This is a genomic window from Corynebacterium sp. MSK310 (assembly GCF_030227355.1).
GTDB lineage: Bacteria > Actinomycetota > Actinomycetes > Mycobacteriales > Mycobacteriaceae > Corynebacterium > Corynebacterium rhinophilum.
Genome location: NZ_JASPFZ010000001.1, coordinates 454,663 through 474,271 on the forward strand (window position 1 = coordinate 454,663; position 19,609 = coordinate 474,271).

Below are 19,609 nucleotides of genomic sequence, written 5' to 3' on the forward strand. Positions count from 1 at the left end.
TAATTACTCCAATGGGGTTTGTTGGAAGCTCTAAAGATCAATTAAATGCCAAGCGCACACCCCCGTCAAGCGGTGGCTGCTTAACCTTCGAGTACAACTTTAGACTTTAAAAACCACATTGTCACCATTAGTCACACGCGTGTCATTAATTTTTTTCGTCTTCTTCCCCCGTGTGGAAATCGGATTCATCCATGCCAAGGCTGCGCATCATCTCTTCGAAATCGGCATCGGCCTGCGCGTTTCCAGATGCAGAGGTGCTTTCCCCAGCGGAAGTGTCATCGCTATCTCGCCCGTCCTGCGTGGGGGTAGGAAGCTCAAGGTCGAAGTATTCCTTAATGTCCTCCTCGCTGGCGAAGACGGATACCTGCGCCAAGAGCGCAGATTCGGCAACGATGGGCACCTTAAAGTACTCGGCTACCGCCAAGGCATCGCTTACACGCGCATCAAAAACTTCACCTTGCGCGGTCTGAATATCCACCATGAAGGTGCCTTGATGGTGGTTGACAATCTCGATGGCGTCGACGCCACCTGCAGCCTCTAGAACCTCACAGAGAAGATCGTGGGTCGTGGGGCGGTTCGGGCGCTGGTCAGCAAAAACAGCGGCCAATTGGATTCCGTCTACGGCTGAAAGCCAGACGGGAATGAGGCGATTCTCTTCGGGCCACCGCAGCAGCGCGCAGACATCATCTTCTGGCCCAAGCTGGTGAATGCCGTGAAATTCAAGGGTTACATCACTCATAGCTACCACTCTCCCACAAGGGAGGCTGCCATGGTGAGTTAGGCGTTAAATTCGTGGCGCAAATCCGTCTTTACCAGGGTGGCGTGCAAAGAAACGACCAGCGCCGTCATCTGCTGGGAAAGTTCCTCTGCCTGCTGGTGCGCGGTATCGGAATTCGAGTGCGCCACGGGGGCCGCAACCTGCGAAATCAAATCTGCTTGGCGGCGTGCGCTATTGCGCAGGGACTTCAGCTGGCTAGCGCTAAAGCCGAAGGCCTGCAACGCTACCGCGGCAGAAGCAATGGCCACGTCGTCGGTATTGAAAAATCCCGCGGCATCCGGCTTAATCAGCTTGTCCTTGATAAAGGTGGCAATATCCGCCTCGGTTGCTCCGGCCTGCTGTGCTACCTCTGCATCGGTCAGGCGTGTTACCGCGGGTGCTTTGAACTGCTGTGGAGACAGCAAGGTCTCCGCATTGCCAGCAGAAACAATGGCGGTGACCTGGCCGGAATCCATTGCTTCCAGCTGCTCGCGAATGACCTTGAGCGGGGTGTAGTTATCCCGCTGTGTGGTCAAGATGTAGCGCAGCCTATCCACGTCTTCCTGCGTGAACCGGCGGTAGCCGGAGGCGGTGCGCTGGGGAGAAATCAGCCCCTCTGATTCGAGGAAGCGGATTTTAGACACAGTGACATCAGGAAATTGCTGATTCAGCGTTTCTAAGACCACGCCAATGGACATGGTCTTAGCCTTCTTCGTGTTCGGGCTCTTGCGGCGAGCTGATGCCGCCGCGGATTCTGCTGCGCTCACTGTGTCTATCTCTTTAAAAGTGTCTCAGTAGTCGTTGGATATAAAAAGGAGACTAAACCGCTTTAACCAAGGACGGCAAAACGGTTTGTCTGCTGCGGTTTTAGTCCTGCTTGGTAATGAAGACGAGGCGGAATTTACCGATCTGAATCTCATCTCCAACCTCGAGCACCTGCGAGTTACGCGGCTCGCGGTTGACGTAGGTGCCGTTCAGGGATCCCACGTCTACTACCTCGAATTGGCCGTCATCATTCTTGCGGAACTCAGCGTGGCGGCGGGAGACGGTGACATCATCCAGGAAGATATCTGCCTCTGGGTGGCGCCCTGCCGTGGTGGTGTCCTGGTCCAGCAGGAAGCGGGCACCGGCATTGGAGCCGCGCTTGACCACAAGCAACGCCTGGCCGTCCTCCAAGTTTTCCGTACCTACCGCAGAGGTCTCGGTTCCCTTGGTGCCATTTTCCATTTCCTTGAGCAGGTCAGCGCGGAATACAGAGGTGGTCTCCACCTGTGGTTCCGGGGTTCCGGTGTTCTCGCTCATTGTTACCTCCGGGGATTAGTTTTGAGTTACTTATACCAATAATAGCGACTCTACCGAGTCTTTGATCTCTCAGTGGGCAATTATTTCACCGAAAAATATTTCCGATGCCGCTCAACACGGAATTTCCCTGCCCCGCAAGGGGGTTATCAGAGACCATATAGGTCCACGTTGCGCTTGGACGGTTCAACCCAGAGTCTGCAAGGTGTGCCCCCTCGGCGTCAATAGGCACCTGTCTGAAGGTCTCTACGGCCTGATCCACCGCCCGCTGCGCCAAGTCCTTAAATTCGCGCACCGCGATGCGGTGATATTCGTCAATTGGGGTCTCGCGCGCGATGGCGCGCAGGTGAATGGATTCGCGCACATCATCGAGCAGCTCGAGGTGATCGGCCCAGCCCATGTCGAGGTGATACAGCATGATTTCCCGCGCCGCCTGAATTCGCACCGACTCCGGGAGTTCCGCAAGCTCGTTGGCCCGCTCTGGGGCGCGCTCAGCTAGTTCCTGCCACGCTTGGTCTGTATCCAATAGTGCTGCACGGCGCTTATCGATGATGATGCGCTGGTCCGCCAAGAGCTGGTTATACTTCCAGGTTTGCGCGTGAATTTCTAGCAATTGACCCTCTGTTACCCGCTGACAATGGGCTACAAAGTCCTGCACCCGTTTGGATTCGATGAGCCCGCTAGGGCCAGGTTGCGCGCTGACCTTTTCCCCAGCTCCGCCTTGTTGCACCACGTCGTCTTCCAGCGAGACGAAAAATAGCGCCAAGCCTGGGTCTCCTTGGCGCCCTGCACGCCCGCGCAGCTGATTATCGAGCCGCGCGGTGCGGTGCCGAGAGGTTCCGATCACGGCAAGGCCGCCGCGCTCAGCCACCTCATCGTGGTCGGCCTCATCGGCGCCGCCGAGCTTGATGTCCGTACCGCGGCCGGCCATTTGTGTGGAGACGGTTACCCGCCCAATATCGCCGGCTTCGGCGACAATCTGTGCCTCTTCGCGGTCATTTTTGGCGTTAAGCACGTTGACTTCAATATCGCGATCGCGCAAGGCCTCAGCTAAATTTTCTGATTCCGCCACGTCTTGGGTTCCCACAAGTACTGGTTGACCGGCTTCGTGCAGGTGGGCAATTTCTTCGACGATGGCCGCTGACTTCTCCCCTATGGTGGCAAAAATGCGATCTTGTTCATCGAAGCGCTGCAGTGGCTTATTCCGATCGATAACGGAAACGTGCAGGTCATAAAATTGGCGCAGCTGGTCGGTGGCCTCTACCGCAGTACCCGTCATTCCACAGACCAGCGGGTACCGTCGCATGAGTTCTTGCAGTGTAATCGTATCGAGGATGCGCCCGCCCTCAGAGACTTCCAAGCCCTCTTTGGCCTCTACCGCTGCCTGCAGCCCGTCGGGCCAGCGTTGCAGATCGGCGACGCGACCACGGGAGGCATCGATAAGCTGCAGCTTGCCGTCCACCACGATGTAGTGAATATCGCGTATCAACAGCGCCTTTGCGTGCAGCGCCAAGTTAACCTTGACGAGGACGGTGCCGATATTGTCCTCGGAATAAAGGGAATCGATGCCGAGCTCTCGCTCTACGCGGGCTGCGCCTACATCGGTAAGCTGCACCGTGCGCCCGTCATCTGAGATGACGTACTCGTGGTTCTCTCGGAGGCGGGAGACCACATTGGTAATTTGTCCCGTGGGAGCCTCACCGGGGCGATTTCCGGCCAGCACCAGCGGTACAAGGGCCTCATCCACTAGGACGGAATCGGCCTCGTCCACCAAGGCGACGTCGCCAGGAGCCTGCACCGTCTGTGCGCGTTCGGTGATCTGGTTATCGCGCAATAGGTCAAAGCCCAATTCATTGACCGGGGCATAAATAATATTCTGCGCATAGGCCGCGCGGCGCTCATCCGCGCTCATACCCTCAGTCACGGAGGCTACCTGCAGCCCAAAAAATTCCACGACAGGCCGCATCCATTCGGCATCGCGGCTGGCCAGATAATCATTGACCGTCACGACGTGGACGCGCTTTCCAGTGAGCGCAAAACCCGTTGCGGCCATCGCGCCAACGAGAGTTTTGCCCTCACCGGTAGCCATTTGAATGACATCGCCGGTAAGCAGTCGCAGTACCGCCTGCGATTGCACGGTGAATGGGTGCAGGCCCAGGGTGCGTTCACACGCTACGGCAAGGGCACCCAGGAATTGGGCCTTGTCTGCGACCTCGCCGCCGCGCACCGCATCGCGGGCGGCTTGGGCCACGGCAGCATCGTCGCTCTGCGCGAATTTGTCCGCGGCGGAGCGAGCTTCATCCACGATGGCCTTGGATTTCTTATCGTTTCGCTCGCTTTGCGAGCCCATCGCTTTCCAGAACCAATCGAATGCTCCCACGACAATTCCTCCTTTAGGGGCTGGCTGCCTACGACTCTAGTCAACCTCATCTGGCTTGGAACTTATGGGGCCGTTATTGTAGGTGCCATGCAATCCGTCAATGTTAAGCTGCCGTCCAGCCGAGGAACCGAGATGGCAGGAACCATCGACTTTCCTGATGCTCCCCCTCTCGCCTTCGCCGTCTTCGCGCATTGCTTTGCCGGCTCGCGCCATACCCCTGGCGCGGCCCGCACCTCGAAGCAATTAACGGAATTCGGTATCGCCACCTTGCGCTTTGATTTTCCCGGTTTGGGGCAATCAGAAGGCGAGTTCGCGGACACCACCTTTAACCAGAATGTCGACGATATCCGCGCCGCCGCGGACTGGCTAGAAGAACACTATTCCGCACCACAGATGCTCATTGGTCACTCCTTGGGCGGCGCAGCGGTGCTCAAGGCCGCCACGGCAATGAAAAAGATTCGCGCCGTGGCCACCATCGGCGCCCCCTTCGATCCCGCGCACTCCGTGCTGCACTACGCGGATAAGATCGGCGAGGTAGACGCTAATGGCGAGGTCGAGGTCGTCTTGGGAGGCAGGGCCCTGACCATTTCGCGTAAATTCCTGGAGGATCTGGCAGAAACCAATCCGGAAGAATACCTACCGCGGTTGCGCAAGCCCCTCTTGTCCCTGCATTCCCCCATCGATCAGACGGTGGGCATCGACAATGCGCAAAATATCTTCCGCATGACCCGCTACCCCAAATCCCTCGTTTCGCTGGATAAGGCCGATCACCTGCTCACCAAGCAGGGAACCGCAGCCCGCGCCGCTGATCTGATCGGTGCCTGGTCCCAGCAATTTATTGTTCCCGACTATGAGCCCGAGGAAGTGGGCACCGACGCCGCCGTTGCCCGTCCCGCTACCGGCACCAAGTTCGGCGTCGTGGTGCGCCACAATGATCACTCCGTGACCGCGGACCGCACCAAAAAGGAAGGCGGCAAGGGCAAGGGCTTTACCGCAACCGGCCTGCTCATGTCGGCCTTGGCAGCTGCCTCCACCCAGGCCATCAAGGAGGCCGGCAAGAAGCTTGCGCTTGACGATGTCCACGTATCCATCACCCAGACCGGTACCACCTCCTTCGAGCGCCGCATCGAACTAAAAGGCTCCTTGAGCGATTCCGATATCGATGCACTGCGCGCAGCCGCGCGTGATACCGATGTCGAGCGCATGGCCGCCGGCGCCACCATCACCGATATCGTGGACTCCAACTAATGGTGGCCCTCAATCCCATCGCCGATTCCCGCCGCTGCCCCTGCACGAGCGGGCTGAGCTTTGGCGAATGCTGCGGCAAGTACCATGCCGGTGCCAAAGCTCCCACGGCCGAGGCTCTCATGCGGTCACGCTTTAGCGCCTTCGTCAGCGGCGATGAGGACTACCTCCTGCGCACCTGGGATCCGGTGACTCGGCCGAGCTCATTGGACTTGGCTGACTCCCCCATCCGGTTCTACCGCCTCGATATCCTCGATACCGAAGGCGGTGGTCTTGTAGACGATGAAGGCATCGTGGAATTTGAGGCCTTCTACAAGGGCGAGGCAGTGGGCTCCCAGCGGGAGCGATCGTCTTTCCGGCGCCTTAATGGCGCATGGGTCTATTCCACTGGCGAGCTTTAATGCAGGTCACGGCCTAGATTTCACTGTGGAATTATCCTGATGTAATCTAGGGCAGTCGCAACAAATAATGCGACGCCGGGCTATGGCGCAGTTTGGTAGCGCACTACACTGGGGGTGTAGGGGTCGCAGGTTCAAATCCTGTTAGCCCGACAAATTATCCCACGGCTATGGATTTACTTCACGGCCGTGGGATTTTCTGTGTGCCTCGCCTACACCGCAAATAGGATGGCGAGACCAAGCAGTATAAGCACCGTGGGGAATAAAACGCTCTCCCACTTCTCTAGTGCTTCTGCTACGGCTGGCCGTGTGGCCACAAATTTCGCCGCCGCTACAAGGCCTGCGACCAAGACGAGGAATACGACGCAGTACACCGCGATATCTGCGGGCGAAGACGTGGTAAATACCGGCAAGTACACACCGATATTATCGCCGCCATTGGCAAAGGTGACCCCGGCTACCGCAGCGATACTGAGCTTCTTTCCAGAAACGTCATCGTCGTCTTCCCCGCGAAAAGCCTCCCAGGCCGCCCAGAGGCCAATGGCCAAGGGAATAAGCCCGAAAAAGCGAATCCAGTTTTCCGGAAGGATGGCGCTAAGTCCCAGACCAAGTGCCACGGAGACCGCGAGGATCCCCAAAAATCCCAGGTATTGACCCAAAAGAATGGCTTTGGTCGTGCCCTTCCTGCCCGCGCCACGGGCAAAGAACAGCGAGAGAACAACGATATCGTCGATATTGGTGACGATAAATAAGACGATTGCGGATGCGAGAGTAGTAATCACATAATCAGCTTAACGTATCCACCGATGACAATTGTCATGGCAACTTCGTGACACGATCCCTGCTATTAAAAGCGCAAACGTAGTTAAGTGCAAGACATGAAAACTACACGTATCCCTAACTCAGGTTCCTCAACAGCGATTGAGGTACGCGACGTAGAAAAAGTCTTCGCAGCAAATTCCTCGCATTCAGTGCGAGCACTTAATGACGTATCAGTCTCCATCGCCCCCGGAGAAATCATAGCGTTGCTAGGTACCAACGGCGCTGGAAAGTCCACACTCATTGACCTCATCTTAGGCCTTACCGAACCATCTTCCGGCACTGTCGCAGTCCTAGGCAAAAGCCCCCAGGAAGCGATCAACAACGCACAGCTAGCAGCGGTACTTCAATCCGGAAGTCTTCTCCCCGAGCTCACCGTAAGCGATACCTTAAAGATGATTTCCGCTACCTTTGCTCAGCCCCTAGACATTGGCGAGGTCGCACATCATACCAACTTAGAACCGATATTGTCTCGACGAGTGGGCAAGTGCTCCGGCGGCGAGCAACAACGTCTTCGTTTCGCGCTTGCGCTCCTGGGCGACCCGCAGATACTCATCCTTGACGAACCGACTGCCGGTATGGATCCGGGCGCTCGCCGGGATTTTTGGGCGTCCATGCAGCACCAGGCTGAACTCGGGCGCACCATCTTTTTCGCGACACACTATCTCGAAGAAGCAGACAATTTTGCTGAAAGGATAGTGCTTTTGCACAAAGGGGAAGTTGTGGCCGATGACAAGGTAATTGACATACGTAGTCGCGGCGAGGTCCGAAGAATTACGGCCCAATTTGACGGCAGTATTCCTCCAATGAGTGCGCTACCAGGCGTTACCGAAGTCACCCGCACTGGAGATCACATTCAAATGACTACCTCAGATTCGGATTCACTGGCCCGCCATCTTCTTAACCACACAGGCGCTTATGACCTCACCATTAGCGCTCATAGTCTGGAAAATACTTTCCTCGCGCTCACCGATGAGCACAGCTAACCCGTTTCTCCTCCCGCCAGCCCCCCAACGAAAGATTCCAACCATGTCTAATAGTTCCACCGCGCCTGCGTTGAGTAACACAATGCGTTTTGCTGGGTACAATTTCCTCCGGCTGCGCCGCAACCTCGCCCCGCTATTTTTCACCACCATTTTGCCGGTATTTTTCTATTTACTTTTCGGCACACTAATGGACTTTGGCAGCCTTCCCATTCACAACGGTAACTTTGCAGCTCTCCAAATGATCAGCATGGCCCTGTACGGTGGCGTCGCCGGTGCGGTGGGAGCCGCTGCTTCTTCAGTCACTGATGCTCGGTCCGGTTGGAGACGCCAACTAGCGCTTACTCCGCTGCGCCCTCACCAGATCCTCTGGGCGAATATCACATCCATAGCATTGCAAGCTCTGCTCCCCATTGCAGCAGTGTTTCTCACTGGTGCATTAACTAAGGCTGACATGGAGCCCCACCAATGGGTTCTGTCCTTTCTTGCGTGCGCTGTTGTCTCTATTCCCTTTGGCTTATATGGAATGATATGGGCACTTGCTTTACCGACGGATAACTCCGTGGCCATTGCTTCTTCCTCTATTGTCCTCCTGCTGTTCGCCGCCAATGTCTTTATCCCTCTATCTTCCTCACTTATGGCGTTTGGCCGCTTTACACCCCTTTTTGGCCCTGTCGTGTTGGCTCAATGGCCATTGGCAGAAGGGATGCAACTGCTCAATGATGCCGATGGCACGGTTAATCATTCCTTGTGGAGCGCGGGACTAAACTTCGCCGTATGGATCGCAATTTTCGTCGGAGCCTGCACAGCGCTGCTCCACCGCGACAAATCACGAATGTAATGGATTCATTCCACTCGCCTTTCAAAGGATTCGCTACAAATAATGCGGTGTTTGCCAGCGTTTGGCTTATATTTCTGCTCTTTGGCTTAATTCTCAATTTCGTTCAGCCTGGTGTGGACGCTACGCAGCGCCTAGGATCCACTGCCTGTGTTATCGCTTTCAGCGCCCTATATTTCTTCAGCTTTGGTTCGGTGACTTACTACCCGCGGGGCTGGAACTTACGTTATCGCTTGGCTGCTCGGTGGTCTGCCTTAGCGCTCACAGCACTTATCTCCATACCCTTCTTTGGAGTTTATGCCACCACATTTGTGCCCTATCTAGCTGCATTCCTCGGTTTTCAATTACCACTGCGCCGGGCATTATTATGGGTACTTCTTACCGGACTCGTAGTCACAGGTGCCTTGTGGAGCGTCGATTCGCAGGACCTCTTAGGGACATTCATTGTGATATTCGGCTGGCCAATTTTGCTGGTGTTGCTAGGCACAATGTCTCAAAGAGAAGACTCGCGCACGGATTTAGAGCATCAACTCGATCTGGCTCGCCAACGTGAAGACATTGCCACCGACGTTCACGATTTGCTCGGTCACTCGCTTACCGTCATCAATTTAAAATCTGAGTTGGCACAGCGGCTAGTAGACGTAGATCCGACTCGAGCTCGAAACGAGCTTCAAGAAATAAGTGACCTTTCCCGTAAGAGTTTGGCAGAAGTCCGCTCCACAGTTACCCGGATGCGCATGCCGACCTTCGAAGGAGAAGTTCAGGCAGCACGACGAGCATTCGATACTACAGGGATTCAAGCGCATCTTCCTGCCAACGTCCAAGCCGTAGGACTTTATGACGCCGCCTTTTCCTGGGCATTACGTGAGCTCACTACTAACGTTATTCGCCACTCAGGAGCACAGCACTGCTGGGTTAGCATAACCCAAAATAAGCTCCAAGTCGTAGATGATGGTTGCGGCTTCGATCCGGAAAAGCAGTACCAAAGTGGCGGGCTACTCGGGCTGTACAAGCGAATAGAGGACAGCGGCGGGAAGTTAATTATTATGAGGAAGGACAACCGCACCATAGCGCTGATTACTATGAACGGTGATACCGAATTACTACCCTTGGACAGTGAAATTGGTTCCGATGGCTGAGACATCTCCACCCATCCGTATCCTTATCGCAGAGGATCAATCATTGGTTCGCGGCGCCCTTGTCGCTCTCCTAGCTACCGAACCAGATATTGACGTAGTTGCTCAATGCGCGACTGGCAACGAGGTTGCGGGGCTCGTTGCCAAGCACAACGTGGAGGTAGCTCTACTCGATATTGAAATGCCTGGAAAAAGTGGTCTAGACGTAGCTGAAGAGCTCTCCGACAGTCCATGCAAATGCCTCATCGTTACTACTTTTGGCCGCGGCGGCTATGTAAAACGTGCTATAGATGCCAACATCGCTGGGTTCATAGTCAAAGACACTCCCCCAGAACAACTGGCGGAGGCAATTCGCCGGGTGAAGGCTGGGCTCCGGGTTATCGATCCTGCCCTGGCACGAGAGAGTCTTTTTACCCCGGACAACCCGCTCACACCCCGGGAACGAGAAATCGCGCGGCTTTTATTATCTGGGGTGACTTCCTCAGAACTGGCGCGCAAAGTGCATCTTAGTCCAGGCAGTGTGCGCAACGTCGTGTCAAGTATCATGACAAAAACCGCTGCGAACAACCGCTACGAGGCTGCGACGAAAGCCCAAACTCAGGGCTGGATTTAAAGAACAAATTTTTCTCCAGCCCAATTGAACCGCGTTTCCAGAAAAATCGGCCATAGACATAAGCTTAAGCCCCGCTCCTGTCTGGAACGGGGCTTAAGCGTTATTTAATTAGAAATTAGGGCGAGAACTACTTGTTCTCGTCGTCACCGTCGTTATTGGTGCCGAGCTTGTCATCAATGACGTCGCGGGCCTTGTCTACCTGGTCTGCCTTGTCTTCGCCCAGCTTGTCCTTGGCAAAGTCCTCGGCCTTGTCCAAACCTTCGTTGGTAACTTCCTGGCCCTTTTCGGAGTTCAGTGCTTCCTTTGCCTTGTCAAAGATACCCATTGCTAATCCTTTCGTTGTTTACTTCATCTAACCATTGCCGTGCGCGGCAACACTGCCCACGATAACGACGCTGCCGAGACTTCGCCACCAAAGGTTGTCAGAAGTTCTAAAGTGATAGCGTTAATGAGACCAATGACCAGCTCGCACGGAAAAGGCAACAAATGACGCACACCAGCCCTGGTGCAGACTGCAACGCCGCGGAATTCTTTGGGTTGGTATGGCCTGGCAAGCAGGCCGCGCGCGTTGCGGCGGAGACTCCCCTAGCCGCCGAGTTTGAGCTCGATGCTGCGTTAAGCAGCTCTACCACCTCGCCCAATAGCATCCACTTGGCCGATAACCTGCCAGTTCTACAGCACTGGGTTTCCACGGGCGAGACCTTCGATGTCATCTACATCGACCCGCCGTATAACACCGGCCGGGACTTTGTTTATCGCGATAATTACCGCGCGCGGCGAGAGGTAAATTCCGGCAGCTATGCCCAATGGCACGCCGAGTGGCTGTCCATGATGTTGCCGCGGCTCATCCTGGCGCGCCGAATTCTGGCAGAGAACGGCTTTATATTCGTCTCCATTGGAGAGGATGAGGCTGCTAATACCCGCAAGGTTTTAGACGAGGTTTTTGGCGAGGGCTGCTATGCCGGGCAACTTATTTGGAAAAAGGCTGGCACCGGGAAAAACGATTCCAAGTATGCGGTGGTAGAACACGAATACATCCTCTGCTATGCCAAGAACCCGGATAACCCCGGATTCAATGTAGATGCTGAGGGCTATACGAGCACCAAATATAACCACGAGGATGAACGTGGCAAATACTCCTTGGTGCGCTTAGATTCTAAGACTCTGGGGTATCTGCCATCGCTTGATTTTCCCATTTCCTCTCCCGATGGCACGCAACACTGGCCTGACCAACCGGCTGGCCACAGCCAGGTAGCGCGTTGGCGCTGGGGCAAGGATATGGTGGCAAAGCGCTACGATGAGCTGGTCTTTCGGCGCGGTTTTGTCTACACCAAGAACTATCAAAAAGCAGGGGCGCGGCCGCGTTCCATCCTCGATGGGCCAAGGTTTGGCGTAACGCGCACCGGACGCCGCGACGCAGAGGACGTCATGGGCGTGGAGGGAATCTTTGATTTCCCCAAGCCAGTGCGCCTTATCAAGCATCTCATCGCCATTGGCGGCGGCGCCGATGCCCGGGTGCTCGATTTTTTCGGGGGATCAGGCACCACGGCGCAGGCGGTCATCGAACTCAACCGAGAAGATAAGGGTGAGCGCAGCTTTCACCTAGTGCAAATTCCAGAGCCCACTGCCCCGGACAGTGCGGCGCGCCGAGCAGGCTTTCTCAGCGTCGCGGATATTTGCGTCGAGCGCGTGCGATCCGTGCCTGGGTCCTCTTTCCGGGCCTACCGCGCGATCTAGGTTTCGCGAGTGCCGTCGGGCCTGCCGGGAATGCCGAAGAAGTCCAGGACGCGGTCAGTGGCGAAGAACTTTCCTACTTCATTATTTTTGTCTCCAAGACCACCCGGCCACACGTGGGAGCCGCCACCGATGCGGATATGCTCTAGCGGTGCGGTGCAGCCCCGCCAATGCATGTCGAGGGCATTATTGACCAAGCGGTTGGTGTCTACCTTCTCCGAGCATTTATTGCGCTTGCGGTCCTGCTCTAAGACAGATTCAACGGAGAAATACTTGGTCTTGTGCCGGGTTCCGCCGTAATAGCCCACGACGGGGTCATCGGTGCCGTGCATATCGAGGCGCCCTACGGGTTCATGGGCACAGTCTTTCAGGATATCTTCGTAATATGCTGCGGAAATGGTGGCGACCGAGTGGAAGGTGCCGGGCATCTGACAAGCCAGGTAGGCAGCAAAACCGCCGCCGTTGGACATGCCGGTGGCAAAAAGCCGCGAATCATCCACGTTATAGGTCGCGCGGAGGGAATCGAGGATATCGAGCACGAATTTCTTGTCCTCGCTCCCGCTGGTTTCCGCATATGGCGCGGGGCTCCACGCTTTTTCCTTTCCTGCAGGAAATACGGTAATAGCTTGTGCCGCATCGAGGCGGGAATAGTCGCGCAAGTTTTCCGCGGACTGCCCCCACCCGTGAAAAGCCATCACGACAGGCCACTCTTTTTGGGCCGTATATTTTTCCGGCACGCTGAGAATAAATGAGCGACCAGACGGCAGGTTAATCGTCGTATAGGAACCGGGTTCTGGGCCACTGAGCGGCGCAGAGGTAGGAATCCCGAGCTGCGAGGCAGCCGAACCGTGCGATTGCGTGCTTTCGCTGCGTACCGCCGAGTCCGATTCTTCCTCATTATTTGCGCATGACACGACCAAAGCCGCCACGCAGCACAAGACTGCGGTGCTCAACGTAGCGCGCACCGGCCTCCGCCTCATGATTTTCGTCCCTTCTGCCAAGCGGCCCATAACTGTTTATAACGGCCCCCATAATTTAGCAGCTCTGCATGGCGACCCTGTTCTACTACCCGGCCATTATCCATGACCACGATGGCATCGGCACGCGAGGCCTGATCCAGTCGGTGAGCGATCACCAAGGCGGTCCGCCCCTCCATCACAGTCTCTGCGGCGTCCTCTAAGGATTCAGCACCCACCGAGCCTGCTTCTGCCGTGGCTTCATCCAAGATGATGATGCGCGGATCCAGCAGCACGATTCGGGCAAGCGCCAATTGCTGCGCCGCCACCGGGGCCAACGGCATGCCCTGCGCGCCCACGATGGTATCGAGGCCCGCCTCCAGATCGAAGAACCAGTCAGCCTGCACTTGGCGCAATGCCTGCACCATTTCCGCATCGGTGGCCTGTGGCGCCGCGAGTGCAAGATCCTCGCGCAAACTCCCAGAAAAGACGTGCACCTCCTGGGAAACGAGGGCGAGGCGCTGGATACGCTCGGCATCGGAAAGCAGCGCAACCTCGACGCCATCGACAAGCACGGTGCCTTTATCCGGGACGCGCAAGCCCGCGAGCAACGCGGCCACGGTGGATTTTCCCGCGCCAGATGCCCCGACGAGGGCCACCGTTTCGCCGGGCTTAATCGCAAGGTTGAGCCCCTCGACGGCCCAAGAGTTATCGCTATAGCGGAAGGAAATATCGCGCATGTCCACGCTGCCATCGCCCCGCGGTGCCCCGCTATCCGGCACCGGTTGGGGCGGATCGATGACCACGCCCACGATGCGCGCCAACGAGGCATATCCAGATTGCACCGTATCAAGCACGCGCATCAGCCCCATCAGCGGCCCGCGCAGGCGTATGAGCAATAACATCGCCGCGGTGACCGCGCCAACAGTAAGCGCATTGGCCTGCACCACCCAGAAGCTTACTGCCAAACCGCTGCCCAATAAGACCAGCTCAATGCCGGTGAGGTGGGCCTGGAGTACCATCATCGTCCGGCGCGCGTTATATCCTTCTTCCACCACACGCGTTGAAGCCGCGCCGATGCGATCGTGCATCGTCTTTTCCATGCGGAATGCGCGCACCGTATCCCTGCCGTGGATTTCCTCCAAAAGCCGGCGGGCGCGGACCGCCATGGCGGCGCGCTCAGCGGCATACCGGTCAGGGGCGCGCCGCAGATAATACCGGCCGGCTAAGAAATACAGCGGGGTCACGGCAACAATAACCACGAGGTATTGCCAATCCACCGTAAGCAGCGCGACTCCCGTCGAGGCAATGGCAAAAATGGACTTCGCCAGCACGGGGACCGTCTCTGTAACCGCAGCGGATAGCTCAGCCACGTCATCGGTTGAACGCGATACCAAGTCCCCAGTTCCGGCATCCTCGATGCGGTGCGTGGGAAGGCCGAGTGCCGTAGAGACCATATCCTCGCGCAGGGACGCAATAACGCGCTCGGTCAGCTGGGACAGAACATAGAATCCCGCCGCCGACAATGCGGCAGATACGGCGGCGACCCCGATGAGCAGGACTCCGAGGAGGGCAATGCTGGTGCCTGTCGTCACGGCATCGACGATCTTGCCGAGCAGGATCGGGATGGTGACATTGGCCGCTGCCCCGGCGATCAAGAACACCACGGCAATAACGGCGCGCCGGCGCGCGTGCGGGATGGCCGAGAGCTGCTGCGCCACGACCTTTCTCACCTGTGGCCAAGTGGCGGTGGGAAAACGCATTAGGATTCCACCCCCACTGCATGCCACGCAGGCGCCGATGTATAGACGATGGTGGGTTTATCCTTCCGGTAGTCCGCAACGCGGTGGGCTACTTCTTGTTCGGTAACGGAATCGACAGCTGTGGTTGGATCAGAAAGAATAAGCACCTCCGGATCCGCGGCGATAGCGCGGGCAAGGGCAACCCTTTGCTGCTGGCCGCCGGATAGGTTGTTCCCGTGCTCGCCCACCTCGCGGTCCACACCACCGGGGATATCCTCGCCCGCGGCCACCTCTAGAGCCCGCGCGGCTGTGCCTGCATCCGGATGAATATTGTCCTGCACGGTTCCGGTAAACAGCGTGACCTCGTGCGGCACGACGATGAATTTCTCCCGGGGCAGCTCCCGCAATTCCTCCGGAGCATGCCCATCGATGGCGGTGATACCCGGCCGTAGCGCAGGAACCTGTGGCGCGGCGTCCTCGGGAAGTCCAGGAGCGCCCAGCAGGCCCACGATTCGCTGCGCACTCGCCTGCGCCGCGGCCCACCGGGAGGCAATATTTCTTCCCAGCATGGTCATCGGGGTAATGATGAATTGGGTAAGGCCAATTACCATAATGAGCTCACCAATGCTCATCTGCCCATCTAGCGCCAGGTAGCCGGCGGCAATCGCGACGGCGATGACATAGGTGGACCCGAGCGCCTCCGTAGAAGCATTCAATCCAGCCTGCGCTGCATTGGCCTCAACGGTTCGCTCGTAGGCGGCATCGGAATCGCCCGCATACCGCTTGCGCACCGTGCCAATCGCCCCGATCCCCTTAATAATGCGCAGGCCATGGACAATATCCGTCGCCGTCGCGCTAGCGCGGCCCAATGCTGCTTGCCGGATACCAGAACGCTTGCGCAACGGACCAGCCGAGCGCAGCGATCCCCACACCACGATGGGCCCGCCGCATAAAATGGCCACGCCTAGCGGCAGATTCACCCGGCTGGTCATCACCGCGACATAAATGATGGACGTAATCTCTGCCACCGGAAAAACCGTCATCATCACGGCATTTTGTACGCGGGTAGCATCGGTCGAGGCAATGGCCAATAACTCCCCTGGCGTGCGTTTCGGCCCGCCCATCCCCTTGGGATCCATAATCCGTTCCGTGATGGCCATGCGCACGTCGTGGCCGATAACCAGCATGCTGCGCGCGTTGAGCCTGCGGCCCCACCACCCAGTGACGGTATTTACGGCGAAGGCTAGGACCAGGAGTGCAAGCCACCACCACAGTCGCCCTATCGATCCTTCCACCACCGCTTCATCGATGGCATAACCCACGATGACCGGCGTTGTGCCATTGAGAACGAAGGAGATAGCCATGCACACAGCGGCGGGAATGGTCATCCCAGGCCTAGTGAAGACGGTTTTCAGCAACCACCGTGGATCTGATGGTTCTGGAAGTGTTGCCATAACAAGCCATTCTAATTCCCGGTAGGTTAGATAGCCTATGTCGACTCGCCACCCCAACCCCCAACACTTCCCCAGCTACCGCAATCCCTCTGCGAAGCAGAAACCTACCTTTGGCACCGATCCCCAGCGCACCCAGGCAGCGCGCGCCTTTCACCACGGTGCGCACACCTATCAGGACGTCCGCCCCCATTACCCGGCCGAGGTTGCTGCACTCATCGCCGGCGCCCACCGCGTTGCCGATATCGGCGCCGGCACCGGCAAGCTCACTGAGTCCCTCACCAACCCCAACGTGCTTGCGGTCGAGCCATCGGCAGATATGGCCCGCGTGCTCCAACACCGCTTGGACATTCCCATCATCCGCGCCACGGCCGAGCACACCGCGCTTGCCGATGCCTCCCTCAACGCCGCCTGCCTCGCCCAAACCTGGCACTGGGTCGATGTTGCCGCCGCCTCCGCCGAGCTGGACCGCATCCTCGCGCCGGGCGGGCGCGTCCTTTTAGTGTGGAATACCCTCGATGTACACGCGGATCCCTGGATCCTTCGGTTAAGCCGCATCATGCACTCCGGCGACGTGCATAAGCCCGGCTTTTATCCGGAGTACAAGTCACCCTGGACCTTAGAGCGCGAACTCCGGCTGAGCTGGACTCACGAGCTCACCCCAGAACAGCTCCACCAACTCATGCACACCCGTTCCTACTGGCTCAGAAATAGCGAGGCCATCCACGAGCGCATGACCCACAACCTGAACTGGTACCTCTACGAGCACATGAGCTTTTCGGCCGGGCAAAAACTGCACATCCCGTACCGCACGGATGCATTCGTGCTGGTACGGGAGGAGTCTATCTCGAGGGACTGATTACAGGAGAACCTGGGCCAAGAGGGAGCCGACCACACAGGAGGTAAATACGGAGATCGCTCCGGGGATGAGGAACGAGTGGTTGATGACGTATTTGCCAATTCGCGTCGTACCCGTGCGATCGAAGCCAATGCAGGCCAAGTCAGAAGGATAGGTTGGCAAGATGAAGTAACCATAAGCTGCGCCGTAGAAACCAACAATGACAGCCGGGTCAATGCCCAATTGCAAGCCAATAGGGGCAATTGCTACCAGTGCAGCAGCCTGCGAATTGACCAACTTGGACACAACCACCAACACGACGGCGTACGTCCATGGGGCCGCCTCGACGACAGAACCCAAGTTCGTTTCCAGGGCATCGATATGAGATTGGAAGAACGTATCTGCCATCCACGCAACACCGAAGACCGAAAATACAGCGGTCATGCCGGCCTTGAATACTGGAGTAGACGCAATCTTTTTGGTATCCACTTTGCAGCTAAGAAGGATGATGGCGCCGGCGACGAGCATGACCATCTGGATCACTAGATTCATCGATACCGGGCTCAGCTCGCCATCATCACCAGGAACCAGCGGGCGCAGGAACTCGAAAGCGCCGAGGAGGACCACGCAGGCAATAGCGACAAGGAAAACGACTACTGAACGCTTAGCCTCGCGGGAAAATTCCTTACCGATGAGCGAATCGGCGCTCTCATTGATGCTGGCGGCAAACTCTGGGTCTTTCATCCGTTCTTGGAAAGCCGGATCCTTGTCCAGGTCCTTGCCGCGACGCAGCGACCATAACGCGGCGAGAAGAACACCGCACAAGGACGCGGGTAGCGCCACCGTAAGAATCTGCGGAATCGAATAAGCCTTGTCGATAGCTCCAGCATTTTCCGCAAGGATCGACGCAAGAGAAACGGTAGCCACAGACACCGGTGAAGCGGTAATACCCATCTGCGCCGAGGTCGAGGCCACTGCCATCGGACGCTCAGGACGGATTCCCTTTTTGAGCGCGATGTCTTCAATGATCGGAAACATGGTGTAGACCACGTGGCCAGTGCCGCACAGTACGGTGAGGAACCAAGTAGTCAGTGGTGCCAAAATTGTGATGCGCTCTGGATGAGCACGCAAGAACTTCTCCGCATGCTGCATCATCACTTCCAAACCTTGTGCTTGTTGCAGTGTGGCTGCACAGCCGATAACGGCAATGATCGTCAGCATGACCGACACAGGGGGCTCGCCCGGTGCCAATCCAAACACGAAGACCATCAGCATCAAGCCGATGCCAGAAATTAATCCGAGGCCGATCCCGCCATAGCGGGTGCCCAAAAGCAAAGCACTTAAAATGATTATGACTTGAAGCACGATAGCCAGGACTGAATCCGGGGCAATCACATTCGCTAACATGTCATGCCTTTCAAACAGAAAGTAAATGGTTGACAAGTTTTATCCTATCGGCGCCATAGTGCTCTCACCGAAGTAAAAAGGAGAGCGAAGTGTCACACCATTGTTGGTGACACTTTTGCTCTCCTAAGTGGTAAAATACCGGGTTAACCGGCGAAATTATGTAGTTTTGAGGCGTCCTGATGCCTCTTCAATGAGCTCCGGCTTTGCTGGCGAGACAAGCTCAACTACACCTCACGTGCCAACCCCGAAAGCTGTTGCGCACTATTAGTTGTCGATTCCTCAGGCCTTGTCCTTCTCAGACTTCAGGTCAATCTTATAGTGCAAGTGATTTTTCACTGCGGGCCACTCATGCCGCAGCACGCTATACACGCAGGTATCTCTGACTATCCCGTTATCTAGTATCTGGTGGCCGCGAAGGATTCCATCAAGATGTGCCCCTAGGGATTCCAACGCGCGGCGGCTATCACGGTTAAAGGAGTTGGTGGTGAAGAACACGGATAAGCAATCAAGCTGCTCAAATGCGTGGCCCATGAGGGTCAGTTTGCAATCTGCATTAACCGCAGTATTCTGCGCGGATTGCCTGTACCAAGTGTATCCGATTTGTGCGCGCCTATTACCCAGATCTAAGGCCTGATAACCAGTCATCCCCACCGTAGTGCCAGCAGAATCAAATACCGTAAAAAGCTGCGACCCGTGGGAGTCGTACCAAGAAATGCGTTCTTCCACGGCTTTTTCCATCTCACTCGGTGATGGAACCTTAGTATACCACCGCTTCCATAATTCCCCGTCCTGCACCGCCTCAGCTAGTCCAGAGGTATGGTCTACGCTCAACGCCTTGAGAGTGACATGTTGCCCGCGCAAGATCTCGATTTTCTGTGACACCGTATTTACCTTCTTGCTTTCTGGGCCTAAGCCAATGATCTAATGTCTTTCAAGCTTAGCTGCCAATGACACCGAGCGTAATGAGGTAGATAAAAAACGAGCGAAGCCCCACAGTTGTGAAAGCTTCGCTC

19 protein-coding genes and 1 tRNA gene are annotated in these 19,609 nt (G+C 56.7%); 9 read left to right on the top strand and 11 right to left on the bottom strand.

Annotation, left to right across the window (positions count from 1 at the left end; genetic code table 11):
• Nucleotides 1–145 precede the first annotated feature (145 nt).
• The 4 genes from QP891_RS02135 to secA2 form a co-directional block, all read right to left on the bottom strand.
• Nucleotides 146–739, bottom strand: a complete 594-nt coding sequence (locus tag QP891_RS02135) for a bifunctional nuclease family protein (protein ID WP_284770692.1) — start codon at nucleotides 737–739, stop codon at nucleotides 146–148.
• Between the two features lie 38 nt (nucleotides 740–777).
• Complete coding sequence (ftsR, locus tag QP891_RS02140; protein ID WP_284770693.1) at nucleotides 778–1,524, bottom strand: transcriptional regulator FtsR; 747 nt, start codon at nucleotides 1,522–1,524, stop codon at nucleotides 778–780.
• Between the two features lie 100 nt (nucleotides 1,525–1,624).
• On the bottom strand, nucleotides 1,625–2,059 hold the full coding sequence (gene odhI / locus QP891_RS02145; protein WP_023022279.1) for an oxoglutarate dehydrogenase inhibitor Odhl: 435 nt from the start codon (nucleotides 2,057–2,059) through the stop codon (nucleotides 1,625–1,627).
• An 85-nt stretch (nucleotides 2,060–2,144) separates the two neighbouring features.
• Nucleotides 2,145–4,436, bottom strand: coding sequence for an accessory Sec system translocase SecA2 (gene secA2 / locus QP891_RS02150; protein ID WP_284770694.1), 2,292 nt, complete (start codon nucleotides 4,434–4,436; stop codon nucleotides 2,145–2,147).
• Nucleotides 4,437–4,523: 87 nt separating this feature from the next.
• On the opposite strand from secA2, the gene QP891_RS02155 reads away from it, so the two are divergent.
• The 3 genes from QP891_RS02155 to QP891_RS02165 all read left to right on the top strand — a co-directional run bounded on the left by QP891_RS02155 (nucleotide 4,524) and on the right by QP891_RS02165 (nucleotide 6,232).
• Entirely contained in the window at nucleotides 4,524–5,684 is a 1,161-nt protein-coding gene (locus QP891_RS02155; RefSeq protein WP_284770695.1) for a bifunctional alpha/beta hydrolase/OsmC family protein, read from the top strand.
• On the top strand, nucleotides 5,684–6,082 hold the full coding sequence (locus QP891_RS02160) for a YchJ family protein (RefSeq protein ID WP_284770696.1): 399 nt from the start codon (nucleotides 5,684–5,686) through the stop codon (nucleotides 6,080–6,082). The genes QP891_RS02155 and QP891_RS02160 overlap by 1 nt, the downstream gene beginning before the upstream one ends.
• A 76-nt stretch (nucleotides 6,083–6,158) precedes the next feature.
• Nucleotides 6,159–6,232 (top strand) — tRNA-Pro (locus QP891_RS02165).
• 59 nt (nucleotides 6,233–6,291) lie between these two features.
• Here the strand turns inward: QP891_RS02165 and QP891_RS02170 are convergent.
• Entirely contained in the window at nucleotides 6,292–6,861 is a 570-nt protein-coding gene (locus tag QP891_RS02170; RefSeq protein WP_284770697.1) for a cadmium resistance transporter, read from the bottom strand.
• Between the two features lie 96 nt (nucleotides 6,862–6,957).
• Here QP891_RS02170 and QP891_RS02175 point away from each other — a divergent pair, with 96 nt between their 5' ends.
• The 4 genes from QP891_RS02175 (at nucleotide 6,958) to QP891_RS02190 (ending at nucleotide 10,468) form a co-directional block, all read left to right on the top strand.
• Nucleotides 6,958–7,884: an ABC transporter ATP-binding protein gene (locus QP891_RS02175; protein WP_284770698.1), complete on the top strand. Its 927-nt coding sequence runs from the start codon at nucleotides 6,958–6,960 to the stop codon at nucleotides 7,882–7,884.
• 82 nt (nucleotides 7,885–7,966) lie between these two features.
• A complete protein-coding gene (locus QP891_RS02180) occupies nucleotides 7,967–8,722 on the top strand; it encodes an ABC-2 transporter permease (RefSeq protein ID WP_284770720.1) in 756 nt (251 codons plus the stop codon).
• Nucleotides 8,722–9,858, top strand: coding sequence for a sensor histidine kinase (locus tag QP891_RS02185; protein WP_284770721.1), 1,137 nt, complete (start codon nucleotides 8,722–8,724; stop codon nucleotides 9,856–9,858). The genes QP891_RS02180 and QP891_RS02185 overlap by 1 nt, the downstream gene beginning before the upstream one ends.
• Nucleotides 9,851–10,468, top strand: coding sequence for a response regulator transcription factor (locus QP891_RS02190; RefSeq protein ID WP_284770699.1), 618 nt, complete (start codon nucleotides 9,851–9,853; stop codon nucleotides 10,466–10,468). Before QP891_RS02185 ends, QP891_RS02190 begins: the two co-directional genes overlap by 8 nt.
• 127 nt (nucleotides 10,469–10,595) lie before the next feature.
• Here QP891_RS02190 and QP891_RS02195 read toward each other — a convergent pair whose 3' ends face one another.
• The gene (locus tag QP891_RS02195; RefSeq protein ID WP_023022261.1) at nucleotides 10,596–10,793 is read right to left on the bottom strand and encodes an antitoxin; all 198 of its coding nucleotides are present in this window, start codon (nucleotides 10,791–10,793) and stop codon (nucleotides 10,596–10,598) included.
• Between the two features lie 161 nt (nucleotides 10,794–10,954).
• Here QP891_RS02195 and QP891_RS02200 point away from each other — a divergent pair, with 161 nt between their 5' ends.
• On the top strand, nucleotides 10,955–12,205 hold the full coding sequence (locus tag QP891_RS02200; RefSeq protein ID WP_284770700.1) for a site-specific DNA-methyltransferase: 1,251 nt from the start codon (nucleotides 10,955–10,957) through the stop codon (nucleotides 12,203–12,205).
• On the opposite strand, the gene QP891_RS02205 is transcribed toward QP891_RS02200, so the two are convergent.
• From QP891_RS02205 to QP891_RS02215, 3 genes are read right to left on the bottom strand one after another with little or no spacing between them, the layout of a single operon-like run.
• Nucleotides 12,202–13,182, bottom strand: coding sequence for a CE1 family esterase (locus tag QP891_RS02205; RefSeq protein WP_284770701.1), 981 nt, complete (start codon nucleotides 13,180–13,182; stop codon nucleotides 12,202–12,204). The genes QP891_RS02200 and QP891_RS02205 overlap by 4 nt on opposite strands.
• Complete coding sequence (locus tag QP891_RS02210) at nucleotides 13,179–14,921, bottom strand: ABC transporter ATP-binding protein (RefSeq protein WP_284770702.1); 1,743 nt, start codon at nucleotides 14,919–14,921, stop codon at nucleotides 13,179–13,181. The genes QP891_RS02205 and QP891_RS02210 overlap by 4 nt, the downstream gene beginning before the upstream one ends.
• Nucleotides 14,921–16,354 (bottom strand): ABC transporter transmembrane domain-containing protein, encoded by a 1,434-nt coding sequence (locus QP891_RS02215; protein WP_284770703.1) that lies wholly within the window; start codon nucleotides 16,352–16,354, stop codon nucleotides 14,921–14,923. The genes QP891_RS02210 and QP891_RS02215 overlap by 1 nt, the downstream gene beginning before the upstream one ends.
• 37 nt (nucleotides 16,355–16,391) lie before the next feature.
• On the opposite strand from QP891_RS02215, the gene QP891_RS02220 reads away from it, so the two are divergent.
• Complete coding sequence (locus tag QP891_RS02220) at nucleotides 16,392–17,210, top strand: class I SAM-dependent methyltransferase (RefSeq protein WP_284770704.1); 819 nt, start codon at nucleotides 16,392–16,394, stop codon at nucleotides 17,208–17,210.
• On the opposite strand, the gene QP891_RS02225 is transcribed toward QP891_RS02220, so the two are convergent.
• Nucleotides 17,211–18,596, bottom strand: coding sequence for an anaerobic C4-dicarboxylate transporter (locus QP891_RS02225; RefSeq protein WP_284641759.1), 1,386 nt, complete (start codon nucleotides 18,594–18,596; stop codon nucleotides 17,211–17,213). It abuts the gene before it with no gap.
• A 279-nt stretch (nucleotides 18,597–18,875) separates the two neighbouring features.
• Entirely contained in the window at nucleotides 18,876–19,478 is a 603-nt protein-coding gene (locus QP891_RS02230; protein ID WP_284770705.1) for a GNAT family N-acetyltransferase, read from the bottom strand.
• Nucleotides 19,479–19,609: the final 131 nt, after the last annotated feature.

Bases quoted from the DNA above. Each gene is read 5' to 3' on its own strand.
- QP891_RS02220 (WP_284770704.1), top strand. From the start codon at position 16,392: ATGTCGACTCGCCACCCCAACCCCCAACACTTCCCCAGCTACCGCAAT.
- QP891_RS02200 (WP_284770700.1), top strand. From the start codon at position 10,955: ATGACGCACACCAGCCCTGGTGCAGACTGCAACGCCGCGGAATTCTTT.
- QP891_RS02225 (WP_284641759.1), bottom strand. From the start codon at position 18,596: ATGTTAGCGAATGTGATTGCCCCGGATTCAGTCCTGGCTATCGTGCTT.
- QP891_RS02135 (WP_284770692.1), bottom strand. From the start codon at position 739: ATGAGTGATGTAACCCTTGAATTTCACGGCATTCACCAGCTTGGGCCA.
- QP891_RS02185 (WP_284770721.1), top strand. From the start codon at position 8,722: ATGGATTCATTCCACTCGCCTTTCAAAGGATTCGCTACAAATAATGCG.
- QP891_RS02175 (WP_284770698.1), top strand. From the start codon at position 6,958: ATGAAAACTACACGTATCCCTAACTCAGGTTCCTCAACAGCGATTGAG.
- QP891_RS02210 (WP_284770702.1), bottom strand. From the start codon at position 14,921: ATGCGTTTTCCCACCGCCACTTGGCCACAGGTGAGAAAGGTCGTGGCG.
- QP891_RS02155 (WP_284770695.1), top strand. From the start codon at position 4,524: ATGCAATCCGTCAATGTTAAGCTGCCGTCCAGCCGAGGAACCGAGATG.
- odhI (WP_023022279.1), bottom strand. From the start codon at position 2,059: ATGAGCGAGAACACCGGAACCCCGGAACCACAGGTGGAGACCACCTCT.
- QP891_RS02180 (WP_284770720.1), top strand. From the start codon at position 7,967: ATGCGTTTTGCTGGGTACAATTTCCTCCGGCTGCGCCGCAACCTCGCC.
- QP891_RS02205 (WP_284770701.1), bottom strand. From the start codon at position 13,182: ATGAGGCGGAGGCCGGTGCGCGCTACGTTGAGCACCGCAGTCTTGTGC.
- QP891_RS02215 (WP_284770703.1), bottom strand. From the start codon at position 16,354: ATGGCAACACTTCCAGAACCATCAGATCCACGGTGGTTGCTGAAAACC.
- QP891_RS02160 (WP_284770696.1), top strand. From the start codon at position 5,684: ATGGTGGCCCTCAATCCCATCGCCGATTCCCGCCGCTGCCCCTGCACG.
- QP891_RS02195 (WP_023022261.1), bottom strand. From the start codon at position 10,793: ATGGGTATCTTTGACAAGGCAAAGGAAGCACTGAACTCCGAAAAGGGC.
- QP891_RS02190 (WP_284770699.1), top strand. From the start codon at position 9,851: ATGGCTGAGACATCTCCACCCATCCGTATCCTTATCGCAGAGGATCAA.